The 19,092-nt window shown below is 59.7% G+C and carries 19 protein-coding genes; 6 read left to right on the plus strand and 13 right to left on the minus strand.

Features of this window, described 5'->3' with window-relative positions; genetic code table 11:
• Positions 1–46: 46 nt before the first annotated feature.
• The 3 genes from KCG45_RS10390 to KCG45_RS10400 all read right to left on the minus strand — a co-directional run bounded on the left by KCG45_RS10390 (position 47) and on the right by KCG45_RS10400 (position 2,204).
• Positions 47–448, minus strand: coding sequence for a hypothetical protein (locus KCG45_RS10390; RefSeq protein WP_218317161.1), 402 nt, complete (start codon positions 446–448; stop codon positions 47–49).
• On the minus strand, positions 449–1,378 hold the full coding sequence (locus KCG45_RS10395) for an SDR family NAD(P)-dependent oxidoreductase (RefSeq protein ID WP_218317162.1): 930 nt from the start codon (positions 1,376–1,378) through the stop codon (positions 449–451).
• A 142-nt stretch (positions 1,379–1,520) separates the two neighbouring features.
• A complete protein-coding gene (locus KCG45_RS10400) occupies positions 1,521–2,204 on the minus strand; it encodes an HAD-IA family hydrolase (protein ID WP_218317163.1) in 684 nt (227 codons plus the stop codon).
• Positions 2,205–2,280: 76 nt separating this feature from the next.
• Between KCG45_RS10400 and glmU the strand changes: the two genes are divergently transcribed.
• The 3 genes from glmU to KCG45_RS10415 all read left to right on the plus strand — a co-directional run bounded on the left by glmU (position 2,281) and on the right by KCG45_RS10415 (position 4,646).
• Positions 2,281–3,645: a bifunctional UDP-N-acetylglucosamine diphosphorylase/glucosamine-1-phosphate N-acetyltransferase GlmU gene (gene glmU / locus KCG45_RS10405; protein ID WP_218317164.1), complete on the plus strand. Its 1,365-nt coding sequence runs from the start codon at positions 2,281–2,283 to the stop codon at positions 3,643–3,645.
• A gap of 5 nt (positions 3,646–3,650) precedes the next feature.
• The gene (locus tag KCG45_RS10410; RefSeq protein WP_218317643.1) at positions 3,651–3,929 is read left to right on the plus strand and encodes an HNH endonuclease; all 279 of its coding nucleotides are present in this window, start codon (positions 3,651–3,653) and stop codon (positions 3,927–3,929) included.
• 69 nt (positions 3,930–3,998) lie between these two features.
• Positions 3,999–4,646 carry an SOUL family heme-binding protein gene (locus KCG45_RS10415; RefSeq protein WP_218317165.1) on the plus strand — a complete coding sequence of 216 codons (648 nt, stop codon included), beginning with the start codon at positions 3,999–4,001 and terminating at the stop codon, positions 4,644–4,646.
• A 35-nt stretch (positions 4,647–4,681) separates the two neighbouring features.
• On the opposite strand, the gene KCG45_RS10420 is transcribed toward KCG45_RS10415, so the two are convergent.
• The 8 genes from KCG45_RS10420 to KCG45_RS10455 form a co-directional block, all read right to left on the minus strand.
• Entirely contained in the window at positions 4,682–4,927 is a 246-nt protein-coding gene (locus KCG45_RS10420) for a DUF1153 domain-containing protein (protein WP_218317166.1), read from the minus strand.
• Between the two features lie 250 nt (positions 4,928–5,177).
• Positions 5,178–7,298 carry a prolyl oligopeptidase family serine peptidase gene (locus KCG45_RS10425; protein ID WP_218317167.1) on the minus strand — a complete coding sequence of 707 codons (2,121 nt, stop codon included), beginning with the start codon at positions 7,296–7,298 and terminating at the stop codon, positions 5,178–5,180.
• 126 nt (positions 7,299–7,424) lie between these two features.
• Complete coding sequence (locus tag KCG45_RS10430) at positions 7,425–9,089, minus strand: mechanosensitive ion channel family protein (RefSeq protein ID WP_218317644.1); 1,665 nt, start codon at positions 9,087–9,089, stop codon at positions 7,425–7,427.
• Positions 9,090–9,235: 146 nt separating this feature from the next.
• Complete coding sequence (locus KCG45_RS10435; RefSeq protein WP_218317168.1) at positions 9,236–9,493, minus strand: ATP synthase F1 subunit epsilon; 258 nt, start codon at positions 9,491–9,493, stop codon at positions 9,236–9,238.
• A gap of 5 nt (positions 9,494–9,498) precedes the next feature.
• The gene (atpD, locus tag KCG45_RS10440) at positions 9,499–10,956 is read right to left on the minus strand and encodes a F0F1 ATP synthase subunit beta (protein WP_218317169.1); all 1,458 of its coding nucleotides are present in this window, start codon (positions 10,954–10,956) and stop codon (positions 9,499–9,501) included.
• A gap of 21 nt (positions 10,957–10,977) precedes the next feature.
• A complete protein-coding gene (locus KCG45_RS10445; RefSeq protein WP_218317170.1) occupies positions 10,978–11,847 on the minus strand; it encodes a F0F1 ATP synthase subunit gamma in 870 nt (289 codons plus the stop codon).
• A gap of 11 nt (positions 11,848–11,858) precedes the next feature.
• Positions 11,859–13,388, minus strand: coding sequence for a F0F1 ATP synthase subunit alpha (atpA, locus tag KCG45_RS10450; protein ID WP_218317171.1), 1,530 nt, complete (start codon positions 13,386–13,388; stop codon positions 11,859–11,861).
• 10 nt (positions 13,389–13,398) lie between these two features.
• Complete coding sequence (locus KCG45_RS10455) at positions 13,399–13,953, minus strand: F0F1 ATP synthase subunit delta (RefSeq protein WP_218317172.1); 555 nt, start codon at positions 13,951–13,953, stop codon at positions 13,399–13,401.
• 205 nt (positions 13,954–14,158) lie between these two features.
• Here KCG45_RS10455 and KCG45_RS10460 point away from each other — a divergent pair, with 205 nt between their 5' ends.
• Positions 14,159–14,986, plus strand: coding sequence for a TauD/TfdA dioxygenase family protein (locus tag KCG45_RS10460; RefSeq protein ID WP_218317173.1), 828 nt, complete (start codon positions 14,159–14,161; stop codon positions 14,984–14,986).
• 11 nt (positions 14,987–14,997) lie between these two features.
• Here the strand turns inward: KCG45_RS10460 and KCG45_RS10465 are convergent, their stop codons facing one another.
• On the minus strand, positions 14,998–16,593 hold the full coding sequence (locus KCG45_RS10465) for a S1 family peptidase (RefSeq protein ID WP_218317174.1): 1,596 nt from the start codon (positions 16,591–16,593) through the stop codon (positions 14,998–15,000).
• 81 nt (positions 16,594–16,674) lie between these two features.
• Between KCG45_RS10465 and ada the strand changes: the two genes are divergently transcribed.
• A complete protein-coding gene (gene ada, locus KCG45_RS10470; RefSeq protein ID WP_218317175.1) occupies positions 16,675–17,718 on the plus strand; it encodes a bifunctional DNA-binding transcriptional regulator/O6-methylguanine-DNA methyltransferase Ada in 1,044 nt (347 codons plus the stop codon).
• The gene (locus tag KCG45_RS10475) at positions 17,715–18,461 is read left to right on the plus strand and encodes an isocitrate lyase/PEP mutase family protein (protein ID WP_218317176.1); all 747 of its coding nucleotides are present in this window, start codon (positions 17,715–17,717) and stop codon (positions 18,459–18,461) included. The genes ada and KCG45_RS10475 overlap by 4 nt, the downstream gene beginning before the upstream one ends.
• Here KCG45_RS10475 and KCG45_RS10480 read toward each other — a convergent pair.
• Entirely contained in the window at positions 18,458–19,090 is a 633-nt protein-coding gene (locus KCG45_RS10480) for a glutathione S-transferase family protein (RefSeq protein WP_218317177.1), read from the minus strand. The two genes, KCG45_RS10475 and KCG45_RS10480, sit on opposite strands and share 4 nt — an antisense overlap.
• Between the last annotated feature and the right edge of the window lie 2 nt (positions 19,091–19,092).

Below are 19,092 nucleotides of genomic sequence, written 5' to 3' on the forward strand. Positions count from 1 at the left end.
CTCCGCTTGCGTTCGCAAGGGAAGCTAGTCTCGGTGTATTACTGTGTCAATACGCCCGCTCACGGCGGAGGAGGATAACCAGCAATCCGGCCCCGACGACGAAGTCGAATCCTGCGCATAACGGCGGGTACCATTCGGCAACGCCAGTGTGCGGGCCGACAAGGGCATCATAGGTGCCATGGAGCAGGATCGCGACGCCGACGATCGGTGGCCAGCGGAGCATGATCGCCTGCGTCACGCTCGCCGCGGCCAGCGCCAGCGCCGTCTCCCACAGTATCTCTTCGAGAGACCCGGAAACCAGCCGTGCGCCAACGTAGATCGCGAGCATCGCGACCAACGCTATCAGTCCCTGGTTGGCGATGGTCTTGGCATCGAGACGCACAAGAAAGGCGAGCAGCAGTAACCCGCTGCCCGCCCCGATTGCGGCTGCTAGCCAGTATCCCGACATTTACCCGCGGGCGCTGCTCGGTCCGGTGCCGGTAACCTTCTGCATCGCTTTCAGGATCGCGCCAGACTGTTCGTTGCCCGATTGTGGAGCGACGAGGTTGGTGAACGAGCTGATGTCATCCCAGCGTTCGGCGAAACCTTCGACGGTGCGATTGCCGTCCTCAAGCCAGACCGCATCATTCATCACGACCCACGCTGAGTGGAAACCGCCGGCACCGGCGCCAACAATGGCGTTAGTGGGAGCATCTTCGCTCACGAGGAAAAGTGCGGCTGGAACAACGTTCTCGGGTGCGAACAGCTTGAATGCTTCTTCGGGGAAGAGGTCTTCGGTCATGCGCGTGCCTGCGACCGGCGAAAGCGAGTTGCAGCGAATGTTGTATTTCGCGCCTTCGAGCTGGAGCGTTTTCGTGAGGCCAGCAAGGCCGAGCTTTGCGGCGCCGTAGTTTGCCTGACCGAAATTGCCGAATAACCCGGTGGACGATGCCGTCATGAGCACGCGGCCATAGCCCTGTTCGCGGAAGGTTTCCCAGCATGCCTTGGTCACGAACGCCGAGCCCGTCAGGTGCACTTTGAGCACGAACTCGAAGTCTTCCGGGCTCATCTTAGCGAATGTCTTGTCGCGGAGGACGCCCGCATTGTTGATGAGGACGTGTACGCCGCCCCACTTCTGCTTGGCGTCGGCGACCATCTTTTCCATCTGATCGAATTCAGTGACCGATCCGCCGTTCGACATTGCTTCGCCGCCCGCTTTCTCGATCTCTTCGACCACTTCCAGCGCCATGTCGGAATGGCCGGTGCCGTCGCGCGATCCGCCGAGATCGTTTACAACGACCTTCGCGCCGCGCTTTGCCAGTTCGATCGCGTAAGCGCGGCCAAGGCCTCCGCCTGCGCCCGTGACGATTGCTACCTTGTCCTTGAAATCGATGCTCATGACTGGATCCTTCCGTGCGTTTTGTCTTTATGAATTACGCTTTACGCGGGCGTAAAGTTACGTGCCGCTGGGTGGCAGGATTTGTGCTGCGTTGCAACACCGGCTTGCGGGAACCGTGCACGCCGTAGGGGCAGCGTTTGCTTCAGAGTGTTTCCAAGGCGGAAATCAGGCCGTCTAGCGAATCAATCACGCCGTTTGCGCCCAGTTCGTGCGGCGGCTTATCGCAATATCCATATGCTGCCGCGATCACGGGCACGCCCGCAGCGCGGGCAGCATTCACGTCATAAGTTGAATCGCCCACGAACGCGAACGACCCGCCGCCGCAGCGTTTTCTGGCCTCGACAAGGGGGGCGGGATGCGGTTTTGAAAGGTACTTGCCGTCGTCTCCCTTACCCATGCTGTTGCCGCCGATGACTGTTTCAAAAGTTTCGATGAAGTCGAGCTGGGTCAGGATCGAACGGGCGAAATCCTCGAATTTGTTTGTGACCACCGCCATTTTCACACCGCGTCCGGCCAGATCAGCCACGACTTCGCGGGCATGCGGGTACGGCTTTGAATGCACGGCGTTGTGGTCGGCGTAATATCTTAGCATCTGCTTGTAGAGCGCGTGAAAATCCTCATCCGGCATCCCGCCTTGCGCCTCCACAGCGCGCGCGAGCATAATTTTCGCTCCGCCACCGATCAGGTCCTTGCAGCTATCGATAGGGACGGGATTGAACCCGCCGATTTGCAGCGCATGGTTCACCGCCGTGCCCAAATCACGGAACGTATCGAGCAGTGTGCCGTCGAGGTCGAACCCCACTGCGGTGAAAGCAAAGTCAGTCATGCACGACCGCGTGACGGAACGCTCTTCAAACCGCAAGCATTTGATGGCAAGCGCCGCGGCGCGTATTGGAGAAAGCATGACCGATTTTGCCGCCATCATCCTCGCCGCTGGCAAGGGCACCCGTATGAAGAGCGACCTCCACAAGGTCTTGCATCCCATCGCGGGAAAGCCGATGCTGATGCATCTGCTCGACAGTTTCGGTGAGTTGTCACCCAAGCGCACGGTCATCGTCGTGGGTGACAAGCGAGAGCAACTTGACGATGCGCTCGCGGATCGGGCCATCACGACGGCTTTGCAGGAGCCGCAACACGGGACAGCGCATGCGGCGTTGCAGGCACGCGAAGCGCTGAAGGACTTTACCGGCAATATCCTCATCTGTTTTGGCGACTGCCCCATGGTGAAAGCCACGACGGTGGCGAAGCTCACAGCCGCGCTGGATGACGGCGCAAAGGTTGCGGTGCTCGGCTTCCGGCCCGAAGATCCCCTGCAATATGGCCGCGTGATCGCAGACGCGGACGGCACGGTGCGCAAGATGATCGAATTCAAGGATGCGAGCGAAGAGGAGCGGGCCTGCGACCTGTGCAATTCGGGCCTTATCGTTGCGCATTCGGACGATATGTGGCCGCTTCTGGATAAGGTTGGCAACGACAACGCGCAGGGGGAATACTACCTTCCCGACGTCGCGACCGGCGCGATAGCGCGTGGCGATACGGTCAAAGTGGTCGAGACAGATCCGTCCGAGGTTGCGGGGATCAATAGCCGCTCCGAACTCGCCGCTGCCGAAGCGCAGTGGCAAGCTTTCAAGCGCGAAGAGGCGATGGCGGGCGGCGCGACCCTGAAGGCGCCCGAGACCGTCTTCTTCAGCTGGGATACCGAATTGGGCAAGGATGTCGTGATCGAGCCTAATGTTGTCTTCGGACCTGGAGTGACGGTGGCCGACGGCGTGCATATCAAATCGTTCTCGCACCTCGAAGGCGCGACCCTTGCAAGCGGCGTGCAGGTTGGCCCATTTGCGCGCCTGCGACCCGGTGCAGTCCTCGAAGAAGACAGTTTCGTCGGAAATTTCGTCGAGATGAAGAAAGCGACCTTGGGCAAGGGCGCGAAAGCCAGCCACCTCAGTTATATTGGCGATGCCACGGTGGGGGCGAACGCCAATATTGGCGCGGGGACGATTACCTGCAATTACGATGGCTATTTCAAATACCACACGACCATCGGCGATCGCGCATTCATCGGTTCGAACAGCGCTTTGGTTGCGCCGGTCACCATCGGTCCCGATTCCATTGTGGCGGCCGGGTCGACCGTCAGCCGAGATGTCAGCGCAGGCGAGCTACGCATGGTACGCGCCGAACAATTAGTGAAGCAGGGCTGGGCCGACCGTTTCCATGATACTATGAAAAAGAAAAAGGCCATGGCGAAACGGCCAAAGGACAAAAGGTGAGCCTTTTGGAGACTTCCGAAGAGCCGCTCACTTGCTGGCTCTGCTCCCGGCCCTTCGAGACGCTGATCCAGTGGCATCATCCGGTCCCGAAATCGAAGAAGGGGCGCGGCACTGTCCCCGTCCATCCGATCTGCCACAAGACCATCCACGCGAACTACACCAATTCCGAACTTGCGCGCATCGGCAATGATGCGGAGGTCGTTCGCAGCGATCCGGCGGTGGAAAAGTTTATGCGGTGGGTGGCTGGCAAGCCGCCCGACTTTCACGCTCCCACCCGCGGCTGAATTGCGGCTTTCGGGAACTTTTGCCCTGCACAGATGCTGATTAATCAAAGCATTAGCAGGAGCATTACTATGGGTATCGGTCGATGGGTCGCCGCAGGTCTGGGTATCGCGGCAGTCGGTGCAGTCGCCGCCTATGCGCAATATAGCGACACCGAAGAGGCACCTTATAAGGTTGTTCTGGAAGACGGCGAGTTCGAGGTGCGGGAATATCCCGCGATTATCGTCGCCGAAGTTACCCATACCGGACAGCGACGGCAGGCAAGAAGTGCAAGCTTTCGCCGCCTTGCAGCATATATTTTCGGACAGGATCGTCCACGTGGAGGCGACAAGATAGCGATGACAGCACCGGTGCTGAGTGACCGGGTCGACCAGGATGAGAAGATCGCGATGACGGCGCCGGTTCTGCAGGATCAGACGGGCAGCGATACCTGGCGGATGCGTTTCGTCATGCCTGCCAAATATACACTGGAGACGCTCCCTGCCGCTCCGCCGGACATCATCCTTGCTGAGGTGCCGGCCCGCCGGATGGCAGCCGTGCGGTTCAGTGGGAATGCGCGCGAGGCGACCTTGATTGAAATGGAAGCGAAGCTGTTGGACTGGATAGCCAACCGGGGTCTGACGACAGTCGGCGGGCCGGAATATGCTGGCTACGATGCGCCGATGGTTCCGGGTCCAATGCGGCGCAACGAAGTCATGATCGAAGTGGCGGCCGAATAAGGGGGCTCAGCCGGCCGCCAAGGTCCGATCATACTTTACGCGTCTTCGAGAGTGCGTTTGGTTGCGGCGGTCGAGGCCCGACCGCTTTCCCGTTCCCACTGCTCGAATTCGCTGCGGCTCAACAGGTATCGTTCTCGCGCTTCGTGAAAGCTGATCACGCGGTCATGGACCGCCTGAACAACGTCTGCCTTTTTAGCCTTTGACCAATAGACCCGGTGCGATTTCGGAAGACCATATTGCTTGATCGCATCGGATATGGACATGTGTCGGGGGTATGCCACGTTTTTACTCCTTAGTTCAGGTGCCCCAATTTCAAAGCGCCCTCTGTTGACGGCAGAACAGTCGGGTTTTCAGGCTTAATTCGGTCCTACCAAGGATGGTTAAGACCGCGTTGACGCCGCCCTACGTGGCTGGCTTGCGGTGAAGTGAGTGCGAAGTGTCGCTCTGTTTTACACCTTTGATTTCGGCTACGAAAAAGGGGCGGTTCCATCAAAGGAATCGCCCCCGTTCATCGCAGCATTACAGCGCGTGTCAGCCGCCGGATTGATCGTCCATCAACTGCTGCATCAGGTAGACATATTGTAGCGCCTGAAGCTTGGCGCGTTGTTCATTATCAACACCGCCGGAATGCCCGCCGGTCATGTCTTCGAAGTAATAGTAGGGCTGACCGAGCTCTTTGAGACGCGCGGCACCTTTGCGCGCGTGTGCGGGATGAGTGCGGTCATCCGCGGTCGAAGCCCACAGGAACGGTGTGGGGTAGTTCACGCCTTTCTCGATCTTCTGATAGGGCGAATACGCCTCGATCCATGCACGCTGTTCGGGGATCCGTGGATCGCCGTATTCGCCGATCCACGACGCACCGCGGCCGATCAGGTGGTAGCGCAGCATGTCAAACAGCGGGATCTGGACGATCGCAGCGCCGAACAGATCGGGGCGCTGGGTAAACGCCGTGCCGACCAACAGTCCGCCTTGAGAGCCGCCCTGGATGCCGAGATGCTTGGGCGAGGTGAAGCCTTTATCGACGAGGTCCTGTCCAACAGCGATAAAGTCGTCCCAGGTGCGCTGCTTGTTTTCGCGGATCGCTGTCTGGTGCCAACCGGGACCGAACTCGCCGCCGCCGCGCAGATTGGCGAGCACATATGCGCCGCCATTTTCGAGCCACAGCTTACCAGTCGAGCCAAGATAGCCGGGCAGGCGCGGGACCTGAAATCCGCCGTAACCGGTCATTAGCACTGCTGTTTCGCCGTTCATGTCCATTCCGGCAGGCTTGACAATGAAGTACGGGATTCTGTTTCCGTCGGCGCTCGTCGCCTCGTGCTGCTCGACCTCCATTCCCGCTTTATCGAAATAGCTGGGCGAAGTCTTGAGCACCTGCGGCGCCCCGTCTCCGTCCGCATAGTATAGCGTCGTCGGGTTGAGGAAATCGGTGACCGTGAACATTATCTGGTCGGTTTCGTCCGATGCCGCGACGATGCCGACTGTCGCATTGTCGGGCAGGGCGACCTGCTCGCTCACCCAGGAACCGTCAACGTAGTTGAACTGCAATACCTTGCCGACAACATTATCGAGCATATCAACGAACAGCGCGTTTCCGGTTATCGCGCCGCCGCGCTTGGTCTGGCGATCGCCCGGCGCCCACACCAGCGTCTTGGCGGCGCCATTGGGATCGGCTTTCCATCGTTCGAGATTGACTGCTATCAAGCTGTCGGCAGGGAAGGTCTGTCCGTCCACATCCCAATCGACGTCGGTCGAATAGAGCAGGTGACCATCGACGATTCCATAAGGCGAAGCTTTCTTCGGAATGTCGAGCTTCACCCACTCGCCATCCATGTCGACGAAATACTCCGCCTCGTGGAAGCTGACGCCTCTCATTGCCGTACGTGCGTGGATTGTCCCCGTGTTGTCACGCAGCAGGCTCGCGCCGGCCCATACGTCGCTGGGTTCACCACGAAAGATTTCCTCTGCGTCTGAGAGCGGTGTGCCCCGTTTCCACACGCGGCTGGTGAAAGGGTATTCGCTGTCGGTCAGCGTTCCTTCGCCAAAGTCGCGACCGACCAGAAGTGTGTCTTCATCGATCCAGCTGATCCCGCCCTGGCTTTTTTCTTCTATGACGAAGCCGCCTTCGACGAAGCTTTTCGTGGCTGTATCGAACTCGCGCAAGATGGTCGCATCCTCGCCGCCATCCGATAGCGCGATCATGCACTTGGTGCGGGCAGGGGGAAGGCAGGTCGATCCCTTGTAGACCCATTCCTTCCCCTCCGCCGCGGCCAGCGCGTCGACGTCTAGCACGGTTTCCCAAACGGGCTCTTCCGTCTGATAGCTATCAAGTGTGGTCCGCCGCAGGAGGCCTTTCGGATTCTGCTTGTCCTGCCAGAAATTATAAAGTCCGTCGGGACGGAAGCTGACGAACGGGATGCGGTCTTCGCTGTCGAATATAGCGAGAGCATCCGCCTTGAGGTGTTCGAAACGCGGATCGCTTTCCAACGCTGCCTGCGTCAGCTGGTTCTCGTTCTCGACCCAGGCCAGTGCCTCATCGCTTCGCGCTTCTTCAAGCCAGATATACGGATCTTGCTCGGGGCCTGGTACGCCATCAGCTGCCGCCTCCTGATCGTGGTTATTGGCAGATGCGCCGGTCGCTTGAGTAATAGTCATGGCCGCCGCCAATGCGAGTGTTGAAACAAAGCTCAAATGTCCTCTCCGCTTGGGAATTTTGTATCTTGGGTTTGCCCAAGGTATCGCGAAAAGCCAAGCGCTAAGCAGCGGATTTCCCGCCAGTTTTCAGCTTGCCTGTTGTGCCACCTGAACCTCGCGTTCGCGCGGAAGGAAAACTGGCGTCCGTTCATCGCTGGCGTCCATTTTCCCGATCGCAGCAAGGATGTGTTCGCGCACGCGGCATTGCAGTTTCCATCCGGCCTTCGGATCTTCCGCGCGCGCTAGAAAGCGAACAGTCATCGCCTGAGCATCGTGGCCCACGACCTGGACTTCAGCTTCTTCGGCATCCATCACTGCGTCGTCGTTCTCGACAAACTGCTGAAACTCTTCTCGCAGTCGGTCGATATCCGCCCGGTGGTCCAGCATCAGCTCGACATGGGTCATCAGGCTTGGGTCGGTCTTGGTCCAGTTTTCGAAGCTTTCACCGATGAATGCGGCAACCGGAGCCATCAGGCGGCGCTCATCCCAAGTGCGGAGGCGCAGATGGGTGAAGCCGATCCGCTCGATATAGCACCACTGTCCCTGCCAGTAGACTGCATCGCCGATGCGCGCGGTTTTCGCGAAGGCGATCTGGATACTCGCCATCAGGTCGCCAAGCGCCTGCCGCGCGGCGAATACGAGGATCAGGCCGAGCACACCGGCAGATGCGAGCAGACTAAAGCCCAGCGTGCTGGCGATGTCGGTCTGGATAAGCACCACTGCTGCCGCGATCAGTACAACGAACACAGTGATAATCCGCTGGCCCGCCGCCAGCTTTGTGAAGTAGTCGCGCGCTTCTTCGTTGTCGGGATCTTCCAGTTCCCGCGTCCGCTGGCCCGATGCAAAGTCAATGATCGTCTCAATGATGACGAGGATCAAAGCTCCGATGGCGGCGACGAACAGCGTGATTTCCAGTGGGTCGAGGATACTCGCGACGGTTCCAGAAAAATTGAAGATTGAGCTGCGCAGCAGGGCAAAGGTCCCGGCGAGCGCTGTGAGCGAAGCGGGAAGGTGGATTGCGCGGGCGATGCTGTGTGCCAATCGCTCTTCATCGAGATTTTCTCGAAACCGCCTGATGCCAGCATAAACCAACGCTGCGGCCATCAACGCCAGAATCAGAACGACCGGCAGCGATATCACTTCCCACCAGGCGAGGGTCCAGAAGGCCTGCTTGCGAAGCTGTGGGGGCAGGGACTTTTCGAACTTCGACGGACCGTACCGCTCGTAAAGCGCCGGAATGTTCTCGACCGTCTGGCGGCTTATCATCCAGACTGGCTCGCCGTTCGGGGTTTTTAAACGTGCAATGCGGAATGAGTAATCGCGGCCATCGGCACGCAAATGCGTGAGCACGATGCTGCGGCGCGGTTCGCCTGCCAATGGCTCCTTGTCGCTGGCGATCACTTCGACCGCATCAGGCCGGTCTGAAAGCCCGCGCCAGTCGATCAGGATCGAGCGGTTGACGATATCAAAGGCCTGCCGCGCGAGTTCAGGGCCGCGAGCCGCTTGTTCGGAGACGGACAAATCGGAGAGGTCGAGCGCGGTCGCGACGCGGTCCCATTCTTCGGCGTGTCCGGCATCCATCAGGCTTTCGAACAGCGCCTGAGGGGTTTCCAGATCGAGAAGTTCCGCCGGTTGCGGAAGGCCGGGATTGATGACGTCGAGCTCGTAGACGTGGGGCTCGGACGAGGCGGGCACATCGCTCGGACCTTGAGCGGCGATGGGAAACGCAATCAGCGCCAGCCAGATCATCATCAAGATGCGAGTGATAGTCCAATCCCCATGCTACCCAAAACCACCGACTAACCAACGGGAGGCGGAGCGCAGAGTTCCGAAATGAAGAAGGGCGGCTCTGCCATGAAAGCAGGACCGCCCTTCTGAATGCTTCGAGATCGGAGAGTTTAGCCTTCGACGTGCTCCGCGAGAACGGTCAATCCGGAATCGCCCACTTCGGCGAAGCCGCCTCTGACTTCGATGGTTTCCGGCTCCGCGCCTTCGCTCTTATAGACCTGCACCGCGCCATCACGGATCGTAGACATAAAGGGCGCATGGCCTTCAAGTACGCCGAATTCGCCTTCGGCACCGGGGACGACGACCATGTGGACGTCTTCCGATCGGACCAGCTTGGCCGGGGTTACGAGTTCGAAGTGGAGTGGCATGTCGCTTAGGCGTCCTCGGCCATCTGAGCGGCCTTCTTAACCACGTCTTCAATGCCGCCGACCATGTAGAATGCCTGCTCAGGCAGGTGATCGTATTCGCCGTCGACCACTGCCTTGAACGATTTTACGGTGTCTTCGAGCTGTACGAATATGCCGTCGATGCCGGTAAATACCTCTGCCACATGGAACGGCTGGCTCAGGAACTTCTGGATCTTGCGGGCACGGGCCACGGTGAGCTTATCTTCTTCCGAAAGCTCGTCCATGCCGAGAATGGCGATAATATCCTGCAGCGACTTGTACTTCTGCAGCGTTTCCTGAACGCGGCGAGCCGTGTCGTAGTGCTCTTGGCCGACGACGCGTGGTTCGAGAACGCGCGAGGTTGAATCGAGCGGGTCGACTGCCGGGTAGATGCCCAGCTCCGAAATCGCGCGGTTCAGCGTGGTGGTCGCGTCCAAGTGGGCAAACGAGGTCGCCGGGGCAGGGTCGGTAAGGTCATCGGCAGGCACGTAGATGGCCTGGACCGAGGTGATCGAGCCCTTGTTGGTCGAGGTGATGCGTTCCTGCAGATTACCCATGTCGGTCGACAGGGTTGGCTGGTAACCCACAGCCGAAGGGATACGGCCGAGAAGTGCTGACACTTCCGAACCCGCCTGCGTGAAACGGAAGATGTTGTCGACGAAGAACAGCACGTCCTGCCCTTCCTGATCGCGGAAGTATTCCGCCATGGTCAGGCCCGACAGAGCAACCCGGGCACGCGCGCCCGGAGGTTCGTTCATCTGGCCGAACACCAGAGCCACCTTGGAGCCTTCGGAAATGGCTTCGCCAGCTTCGTTCTTGGCGATAACGCCAGCGTCGAGGAATTCGTGGTAAAGGTCGTTACCTTCACGGGTACGCTCACCCACACCGGCGAAGACGGACACGCCGCCGTGGCCCTTTGCGATGTTGTTGATGAGCTCCTGAATGAGAACGGTCTTGCCCACGCCAGCGCCGCCGAACAGGCCGATCTTGCCGCCCTTTGCGTAAGGAGCGAGAAGGTCGATCACCTTGATCCCGGTGACCAGGATGGCCGCTTCGGTCGATTGGTCGACGAAAGCAGGAGCCTCTGCGTGGATCGGGGCGGTCATTTCAGCGCCGACAGGGCCGCGCTCGTCGATGGCTTCACCGACGACATTCATGATGCGACCGAGGGTTTTTGGACCGACGGGCACGGAGATCTGCGCCCCGGTTGCAACCACCTCAGCGCCGCGAACGAGGCCTTCGGTCGCATCCATAGCGATGGTACGAACGGTTTTTTCGCCGAGGTGCTGGGCTACTTCGAGAACAAGGGTCTTGCCATCGTTCTTGGTTTCCAGCGCGGAAAGGATCGCCGGCAGTTCACCTTCGAACTGCACGTCGACGACTGCGCCGATGACCTGGCTGATCGTGCCGTTGGTGGTCTGGTTGAGGACTGGTGCGGTGGCCATGTTGTGTTCCTTAGCCTTCGATTAAAGCGCTTCCGCGCCTGCAATGATTTCAATGAGTTCGGTGGTAATCGCGGCCTGACGGCGGCGGTTGTATTCGATATTGAGGTCTTTGATGAGATCGCCCGCATTTCGCGTCGCGTTGTCCATCGCCGTCATCGAGGCGCCTTGCTCCGATGCCTCACGCTCCAGCAGAGCGCCGAACAGCTGCGTCTTTACGTAGCGCGGCAGCAATTCTTCGAGGATTTCTTCTTCGCCTGGCTCGTACTCGACCACGGCATCGCTATCGTCTGCGACATCGGGCGAGGGGACCGGGATCAACTGATTGACGGTCGGGTCCTGAACCAACGCGGATTTAAACGTCGGGTAGATAAGGTGCGCGATGTCATACTTGCCAGCATCGTACATTTCGATCAGCTCTGCAGCGATCGCGTCGGCTTCCTCGAAACCGGGCGTCTTGACCGTACTTGTATCGAAATGCTGCCCGATTCGATCTGCGTATTCGCGTTTGATCGGCGCGCGGCCTTTTTTTCCGACGAGGTAAAATTCGACGTCCTTGCCCGCTGCGAGCAATTCCTCCGCCTTGGCCTTGGCAGCCTTGACGATGTTCGAGTTCAACCCGCCGCACAGACCCTTGTCGGTGTTGACCACGACCAGCAGGTTGCGCTTATCGGAGCCTGTGCCGGCGAGCAGTTTTGGTGCGCTGTCGCCCGAAACCTTGCTCGCGAGGCTCGCCATGACGGCAGCCAAACGCTCCTGATAAGGACGCGCGGCCTCGGCAGCGGACTGCGCCCGGCGAAGCTTCGCCGCGGCGACCATCTGTTTGGCCTTGGTGATCTTCTGGGTCGATTTGACCGACCCGATCCGATCCTTGAGTTCCTTGAGGCTTGCCATCTGGCGTTACCTTACGCGAACTGCTTGGCGAAGGCTTGAAGCGCCGCGACCGTGCGGTCTTTCACGTCGCCTTCGAACTTCTTGCTTGTCCGAATGTCGCCGAGAATGTCGCCGTGTTCGCTGCGGAAGAAGGCCAGCATCTGTTCTTCGTATTCACCGACGCGGTCGACTGCGACATCGTCGATGAAACCGTTTGTGCCGGCAAAGATCGAAACGGTCTGTTCTTCGAAAGGCATAGGCGAAAACTGCGGCTGCTTCAGCAGCTCGGTCAGACGCGCACCACGATTGAGGAGTTTCTGCGTCGATGCGTCGAGATCGGAGCCGAACTGCGCAAACGCCGCCATTTCGCGGTACTGAGCAAGGTCGAGCTTCATCGAGCCCGAGACCTTCTTCATCGCCTTGGTCTGGGCGGCACCGCCCACGCGGCTCACCGACAGACCGACGTTAATTGCGGGACGGATGCCCTGATAGAACAGATCGGTTTCGAGGAAGATCTGACCGTCGGTGATCGAAATAACGTTGGTCGGAATATAGGCCGACACGTCGCCCGCCTGGGTTTCAATGATCGGCAGTGCGGTAAGCGAACCGCCGCCATTGTCGTCGTTCATCTTTGCGGCGCGCTCCAGCAAACGGCTGTGGAGATAGAACACGTCACCCGGATACGCTTCACGGCCCGGAGGACGGCGCAGCAGGAGCGACATCTGACGATAGGCAACAGCCTGTTTCGAAAGGTCGTCATACACGATCACGGCGTGCATGCCGTTGTCGCGGAAGAACTCACCCATCGCGCAGCCGGTATAGGGCGCGAGGTACTGAAGCGGTGCAGGCTCCGAAGCGGTTGCCGCCACAACAATGGAATATTCCATCGCGCCATTTTCTTCGAGCTGCTTCACGATCTGTGCAACCGTCGAACGCTTCTGACCGACGGCGACATAGATGCAGTAAAGCTTCTGCTTCTCATCGTCGCCTTGGTGCGCGTCCTTCTGGTTGATAAAGGTGTCGATGGCGACAGCCGATTTACCTGTCTGACGGTCGCCAATGATCAGTTCGCGCTGACCGCGTCCCACTGGCACGAGCGCGTCGATTGCCTTGAGACCCGACTGCACCGGCTCGCTGACCGACTCGCGCGGGATGATGCCCGGCGCCTTCACTTCGACGCGGCTACGCTCGGTCGTTTCGATCGGGCCTTTGCCGTCGATTGGGTTGCCGAGAGCGTCGACAACGCGGCCCAGAAGGGCCTTGCCAACCGGAACGTCCACGATGGTTTCCGTCCGCTTGACGGTGTCGCCTTCCTTGATTTCGGCGTCCGACCCGAAGATCACGACGCCGACATTGTCCGCTTCAAGGTTGAGGGCCATGCCCTGAACGCCGTTGGCGAATTCGACCATCTCACCGGCCTGAACCTTGTCGAGGCCGTGGATGCGGGCAATACCATCGCCCACGCTGAGAACGGAGCCGACTTCGCTGACTTGCGCTTCGGTGCCGAAATTGGCGATCTGGTCCTTGATGACCTTGGAGATTTCTGCGGCGCGGATTTCCATGTTTCTTCCTTTAAGCCTTCATGGCCTGGGCAAGTGAATTGAGACGGGTGCGGATCGAGGCGTCGATGCGCTGCGATCCTATGGTGACGACGAGACCGCCGAGCAGGTCGGGGTTCACATCGGCTGAAAGCATGACTGTGCGGCCTTCGCGGGCGGTCAACTTGCTCTTGAGTTCTGCAAGCTGGCCGTCGGTCAGCGGATGCGCGCTGGTGACCTTGGCGGTGACCTCACCGCGCTGAGCAGCGGCGATGGCTTTGAATGCGGCGATCATGTCGGGCAGCGATGCCAGACGGCGATTGTCCGCGAGCACGCCAAGGAAATTGGTGGTTAATTCGGCGAGGCCGAGGTGCTTGGCTACGGCATTAACCGCTTCACCCTGCACGGCTCGTGAAAGCTGAGGATTGGTGGTGGCGCTGCGAAGGTCGTCCGATTCGCTGAGCGCTTCGCTCAGCTTGGCAAGATCGGATTCGACAGCTGTCACCATCCCCGCTTCGCTAGCGAGTTCGAACAGAGCTGAGGCGTAACGGCCTGCCAGGCTAGCCTGAATACCGGCGGAAATATCCACGCGTTTCGATGTCCTTTAGGATCTTCGAGAATAACGATGCATCGCTTCGAGGGCTCGGGTCGCATGAGAGCATCCCGACGAAGCTGGCGCGCGCCTAGCAATGTCTTCGTGATTCCGCAAGCGAAGCGCACGGGAATTCTGGACATCGTAGATTGCCCACGGCACAACTGTACTCAAGAGCGAATGCGCTCGGAGGAGAGGAACTATGCAGCTCACACCGATGGCACCCAAATGCGGGGTCGAAATTTCAGGCGTTTCGCTGGCCGATTGCACAGATGCCGAGATGCAGGACATCAAGCAGGCGATCTACGAACACGGGGTTGCGATCTTCCGCGATCAGGACTTTTCTCCCGAAGATCACATTAAATTCGGCAAACGCTGGGGCGGGATCGACATCAACAACTATTTTCCGCTGCAAGAAGATTACGGCGAGATCGCAGTGGTCAAAAAGGAAGCCGATCAGGCGACCAATATCGGCGGGGCGTGGCATACCGACCATTCCTACGATCAGATACCGGCCATGGGATCGGTGCTGGTTGCGCGCGAGCTTCCTCCGCAGGGAGGTGACACCGAATGGGCGCATATGGGCGCGGCTTACGATGCACTGCCTGATGATCTGAAAGACGAGATTGAGGACCTGGAAGCGTTCCATACCGCCGATCACGTCTACAAGGCCGACGGCCTTTATGCGCAGACCGATATGGGCAAGAGCCTGCGCGGGCAGGATATGAAGACCGGGGCCGTCCATCCGGTGGTCATCCGTCACCCGCTTACGGGTCGAAAACTGCTCTATGTAAACACGGCTTTTACGATCAACTTTGTCGGCCGGACGCGCGAGGAAAGCCTGCCGCTGCTTCAGCGCCTGTGCGACGCTGCCTTAACAGGCGATAACCAGTGCCGCCTGCAGTGGAAGCTCGGGACAGTCGCGATCTGGGACAACCGGACCACGTGGCATAACGCGATCAACGATTATCAGGGCCACCGCCGCGAGATGCACCGGATTACTCTATCCGGTGACGCGCTGGCCGCTTAATCGGCTGAACCCTATTCCTCGCCGCCCGCGCTCGGTGCGGCAGCGGCCTCGCAGGTGTAAACGAGGCGTTCATTGGGCCTGCTTGGCAATTGCGCCAGCACGCCCGATTGCTGCTCGCCCAGGATACGCGCTGCATCGAGCACTCCGCACGCGGGCGGCGTATAGGCGCTGCGGATCTCGCGCGCTGCTTGCATTGTGGCCCGGCTCAGCAAGTAACGTTCGGTGCGGAAAATCCGTGTCTGCGGGTCGTACGTGTTGATCGAGACGGCCGCCTCGTCATTCGGGACAAGGACGCGCGACCATTCGCCATTGTTCATGCCGTATTGCGTGCGCCCGTTGACGCAGCCATCGGCGGCCCAATCGAACTCCACATCGTCGGTCCGCGCACCGGTGATACGGCTGCGTTCCGGCACGAGCGTGCAGATCAGCGTGCCATCACCCGCGAGCGAGATGGGCTGTGTCCCTTCGCCGCCATTCAACTCCAATTCTTCGAGAGCGGCTGCCACTCGGTCCTCGATCTCGCTGTAGCCAGGGCGGGTGATCCAGATCAGGATTGTCCCGATAATTGCAGCACCGGCAATACCGGCAGCGATCATGGTGCGCGCCTGTGCCTTTGCATCGGCTTCGGTTTCCGACCGGGACTGCTGGCGCAGCTGGATCGCGGCGTAGCCCGATCCGATGGCGACGAGGAGCAGAATCACCGCCATCGCCATCGCGTTGTCGCGTTCTTCCATGACCGCCATTTGTGCTGCCAGCCGCGCATCGGCGCGGGCTTCACGCATTTCATCCTCGCGAGCTTCCAGCAGCGCGCGAGCATCGGCCCTTTCGGCCTCGAAGCGGGCACGTTCGGCAGCGTTGAGCTCGTCGATCGAGCGGCACGGAAGAGCGTTGGTCTGCGGCTCAATTTCGTTGGCGCGCAGAAAGGGAAGCAATTCGCGAAGACTCACCGCAAAATAGAACTCGGCATCCGACCCGTTGGAATCCGCACCGAAAGAATTCACGCCCAAGACACGCCCACATCCGTCCAGCAACGGACCTCCCGAGTTTCCGCGTGCAATCGGTGCGGTGTGCAGGATCGTGTCGAATTGGCGGCTCGGTCTCTCACCTGAAAGGAAGCCGCGGCTTTTCACCGGCGGCTGCGCGTTGAAGATGTCGCTGATTTCCAGTCCCTGCGCCAGATCGACATTCATCGGGTAGCCAACCGCGGACACTTCACCCAAATTCGCACCGACCCCGCCGGCGATCGTCAGGGGCGGGAGGGTCATGGCATCATCGGCAATCTCGATCAGAGCCAGGTCATTGCGCGGGCTGACCGCCAGCGCACGGGCGAATGCGCCATTGTCGCCTTCGCTGGGCACGATACCGATCCGCAGCGTATCGTCCTGCAAGGCTTCGCGGATAACATGTGCATTGGTGACAATCTTGGTCGGTGTAACGGCAAAACCGCTACCGTGCGTCACCGGTACCAATTCATCGCCATTCTGGCTTATGATGACGACCCGCACGACGCCGCGCGATGCAGCTTCTACATCGCCCGCGTCGGCAAGGGCCTGCGGCGCGATCAGCAATGCTAGCAGTGCTGCGAAAATGTGCGTCAATCTCTTCATCGCGGCGGTCTTTACGCAATGCGGGTCATTGACCGCAAGCTTCGGGATGCGCTGAAACCCCGCTTGTGACAAAAGCGGCGCATGATTGATACCGGGAAGCTCACCGACGAAGAACGCTGGCAGATCGCGCTCGCCAAGGATCGCCGATTTGACGGGGCATTCGTTACCGGGGTGCATTCGACAGGCATTTATTGTCGGCCAAGCTGCCCGGCGCGCGCGCCCTTGCGCAAGAACGTGCGCTTTTACAGGAGTGCTGCCGACGCCGAAGCCGCTGGACTGCGAGCGTGCAAGCGTTGCTCTCCGAATACCCAAAGCGCCGAGGAAGCGTCCGTTTTGGCTGCGATTTCTGCGATACGTTCGGACGGCGCGAAAACGCTCGCCGAGCTGGCAGACCTGACGGGCTATTCACCGACGCATTTCCAGCGGCTCTTCAAGCGCACGGTAGGGCTATCGCCTGCCGCCTTTGCAAGGGCCCTGCGCGAAGAACGTGTTCGAGGTGCTCTCGAAACCGGTGCAACTGTTACCGATGCACTCTATAATGCGGGCTATTCCGCGCCCTCGCGCTTTTATGCGGATACGAAAGGACGGTTGGGTATGGAGGCAAGCGATTGGCGCGACGGCGGAAAGGGGCGAACCGTGCATTGGAGCGTCATTGAAACCTCGCTCGGCGAAATGCTTGTGGCCGCGACGGACAAGGGTGTTTGCTGCCTAGCATTCGGCGAGGGTGAGGCGGAGCTGCGCGCGCGTTTTCCCAAAGCGGAGCTGATCAAGGCCGGTGACGAATTCAGAGCCTTGTTCCAAAAAGTGGTCGCGGCAGTCGAAGAACCATCGAGCGACGTCTCGGCGATCCCGCTTGATGTGAAGGGGACTGCCTTCCAGCAGCGCGTTTGGCAGGCGCTCAGAGCAATTCCAGCGGGAGAAACCCGAAGCTACGGCGATCTTGCCGCCGCGCTCGGCAATCCAAAAGCCAGCCGCGCGGTCGGCGGCGCAAACGGGGCAAACAAGATTGCCGTGCTGATACCGTGTCACCGTGTGGTGCAGGCCGATGGCTCGCTGGGCGGCTATGCCTATGGTCCGCAGATCAAAGCGGAACTGCTCAAACGCGAAAGCGAGGAAAAGTCATGAATAAAGGTGATTTTGCAGCGTTGCATGACAGTGCCGATCCCCTGATCCTCTTCAACATCTGGGACGCGGGCAGCGCGAAAGCCGTGGCCAAGGCGGGAGCGAAGGCAATTGCGACTGGAAGCGCGTCGCTGGCCGGATCGCAAGGGTATGACGATGGCGAGCACATTCCGTTTGCTCGGGTGGTCGATACGGCCAAGCAAATCACTGAAGCGGTCGATCTGCCGATATCGGTCGATATCGAAGCCGGTTTCGCGACCAACCTCGCAGACCTTGGCCACAATGCCGCCGCTTTACGCGATGTCGGCGTGATCGGCTGCAATCTCGAAGATCGATTAATCCGGCCCGGCGGCTTGCGCTCGGTTGACGAACAGGCCGAGCGCATCGCCACGATCAACAGAGAAGGGCTGTTCGTGAATGCGCGCACTGATACTTTTCTTGGCCCGTGGATGGCCGGTGAAGACCCGAACCGCGCTGAGCTCGTCGATGCAGCGATCGAGCGCGCGTCGATCTATCGCACAGCCGGGGCGGGTTGCTTCTTCATTCCGGGATTGAGCGATCCGGCTCTCATCGCGCGGCTATGCGAAGCCGTCGAGTTGCCGATAAACGTCATGCGGCTACCGGGAATGGCTAATAATGCCGAGCTTGCGAAGCTCGGGGTCGCGCGGATCAGCTATGGACCGGGGCCTTGGAGAAGCGCGATGGCGCAGATCGAAGATGCCGCGAGGACGGTGTTTGCCACCTAATCCAGCTTGGGCGTGAATCCCGGTTCGGCCTTCGCCATCGCCGCCCGATACGCCTCCCGCGCACCGATGCGTTGGAGGTAGGCTTTCAGGTTGGGCAGGTGGTCGATGGTCATACCGTTGAAGGCGCGGCTAGTCGTTAGCTGAAACACCATCATGATGTCGGCGGTCGTCAGCTGCTTGCCCCCGAAATAGTCGGCCTCTCCCAGCCGTCGTTCAATTTGCGACCACGCATTGGTAATCCGTTTGGCGAGTGGCGGCGGCATCTCCGCACCAACGGCACCGACAGCGATCTGCATCATTCCGTTGGTCATGAACGTCGCATTGGCAAAGTGAAACCAATAGAGATGATCGGCAAAGTCGGCCTTGTCGGCGCCGGGCGCGAGCGCTTTATCGGGTGCATATTTGCCGACTATATATTCGACGATTGCTCCGCTTTCACCGAGTTTCAGGTCGCCATCCTCGATTACCGGTGCGATTTCCATAGGATGGATCGCCTTGAGTTCAGGCGGCGCGAGCCGCGTCTCGGGATCGCGATTGTAGAGCTTGAGATCGTAGTCGAGGCCCAATTCCTCGCACAGCCAGACGATGCGTTCGGATTGCGAGATACGCAGGTGGTGGACGGTCAGCATGT

Origin of the sequence: Erythrobacter ani (assembly GCF_019204025.1) — a bacterium.
GTDB classification, from domain to species: Bacteria; Pseudomonadota; Alphaproteobacteria; order Sphingomonadales; family Sphingomonadaceae; genus Erythrobacter; species Erythrobacter ani.

Bases quoted from the DNA above. Each gene is read 5' to 3' on its own strand.
- KCG45_RS10390 (WP_218317161.1), bottom strand. From the start codon at position 448: ATGTCGGGATACTGGCTAGCAGCCGCAATCGGGGCGGGCAGCGGGTTA.
- KCG45_RS10395 (WP_218317162.1), bottom strand. From the start codon at position 1,378: ATGAGCATCGATTTCAAGGACAAGGTAGCAATCGTCACGGGCGCAGGC.
- KCG45_RS10400 (WP_218317163.1), bottom strand. From the start codon at position 2,204: ATGACTGACTTTGCTTTCACCGCAGTGGGGTTCGACCTCGACGGCACA.
- glmU (WP_218317164.1), top strand. From the start codon at position 2,281: ATGACCGATTTTGCCGCCATCATCCTCGCCGCTGGCAAGGGCACCCGT.
- KCG45_RS10415 (WP_218317165.1), top strand. From the start codon at position 3,999: ATGGGTATCGGTCGATGGGTCGCCGCAGGTCTGGGTATCGCGGCAGTC.
- KCG45_RS10425 (WP_218317167.1), bottom strand. From the start codon at position 7,298: ATGACTATTACTCAAGCGACCGGCGCATCTGCCAATAACCACGATCAG.
- KCG45_RS10430 (WP_218317644.1), bottom strand. From the start codon at position 9,089: ATGATGATCTGGCTGGCGCTGATTGCGTTTCCCATCGCCGCTCAAGGT.
- KCG45_RS10435 (WP_218317168.1), bottom strand. From the start codon at position 9,493: ATGCCACTCCACTTCGAACTCGTAACCCCGGCCAAGCTGGTCCGATCG.
- atpD (WP_218317169.1), bottom strand. From the start codon at position 10,956: ATGGCCACCGCACCAGTCCTCAACCAGACCACCAACGGCACGATCAGC.
- KCG45_RS10445 (WP_218317170.1), bottom strand. From the start codon at position 11,847: ATGGCAAGCCTCAAGGAACTCAAGGATCGGATCGGGTCGGTCAAATCG.
- atpA (WP_218317171.1), bottom strand. From the start codon at position 13,388: ATGGAAATCCGCGCCGCAGAAATCTCCAAGGTCATCAAGGACCAGATC.
- KCG45_RS10460 (WP_218317173.1), top strand. From the start codon at position 14,159: ATGCAGCTCACACCGATGGCACCCAAATGCGGGGTCGAAATTTCAGGC.
- KCG45_RS10465 (WP_218317174.1), bottom strand. From the start codon at position 16,593: ATGAAGAGATTGACGCACATTTTCGCAGCACTGCTAGCATTGCTGATC.
- ada (WP_218317175.1), top strand. From the start codon at position 16,675: ATGATTGATACCGGGAAGCTCACCGACGAAGAACGCTGGCAGATCGCG.
- KCG45_RS10475 (WP_218317176.1), top strand. From the start codon at position 17,715: ATGAATAAAGGTGATTTTGCAGCGTTGCATGACAGTGCCGATCCCCTG.
- KCG45_RS10480 (WP_218317177.1), bottom strand. From the start codon at position 19,090: ATGCTGACCGTCCACCACCTGCGTATCTCGCAATCCGAACGCATCGTC.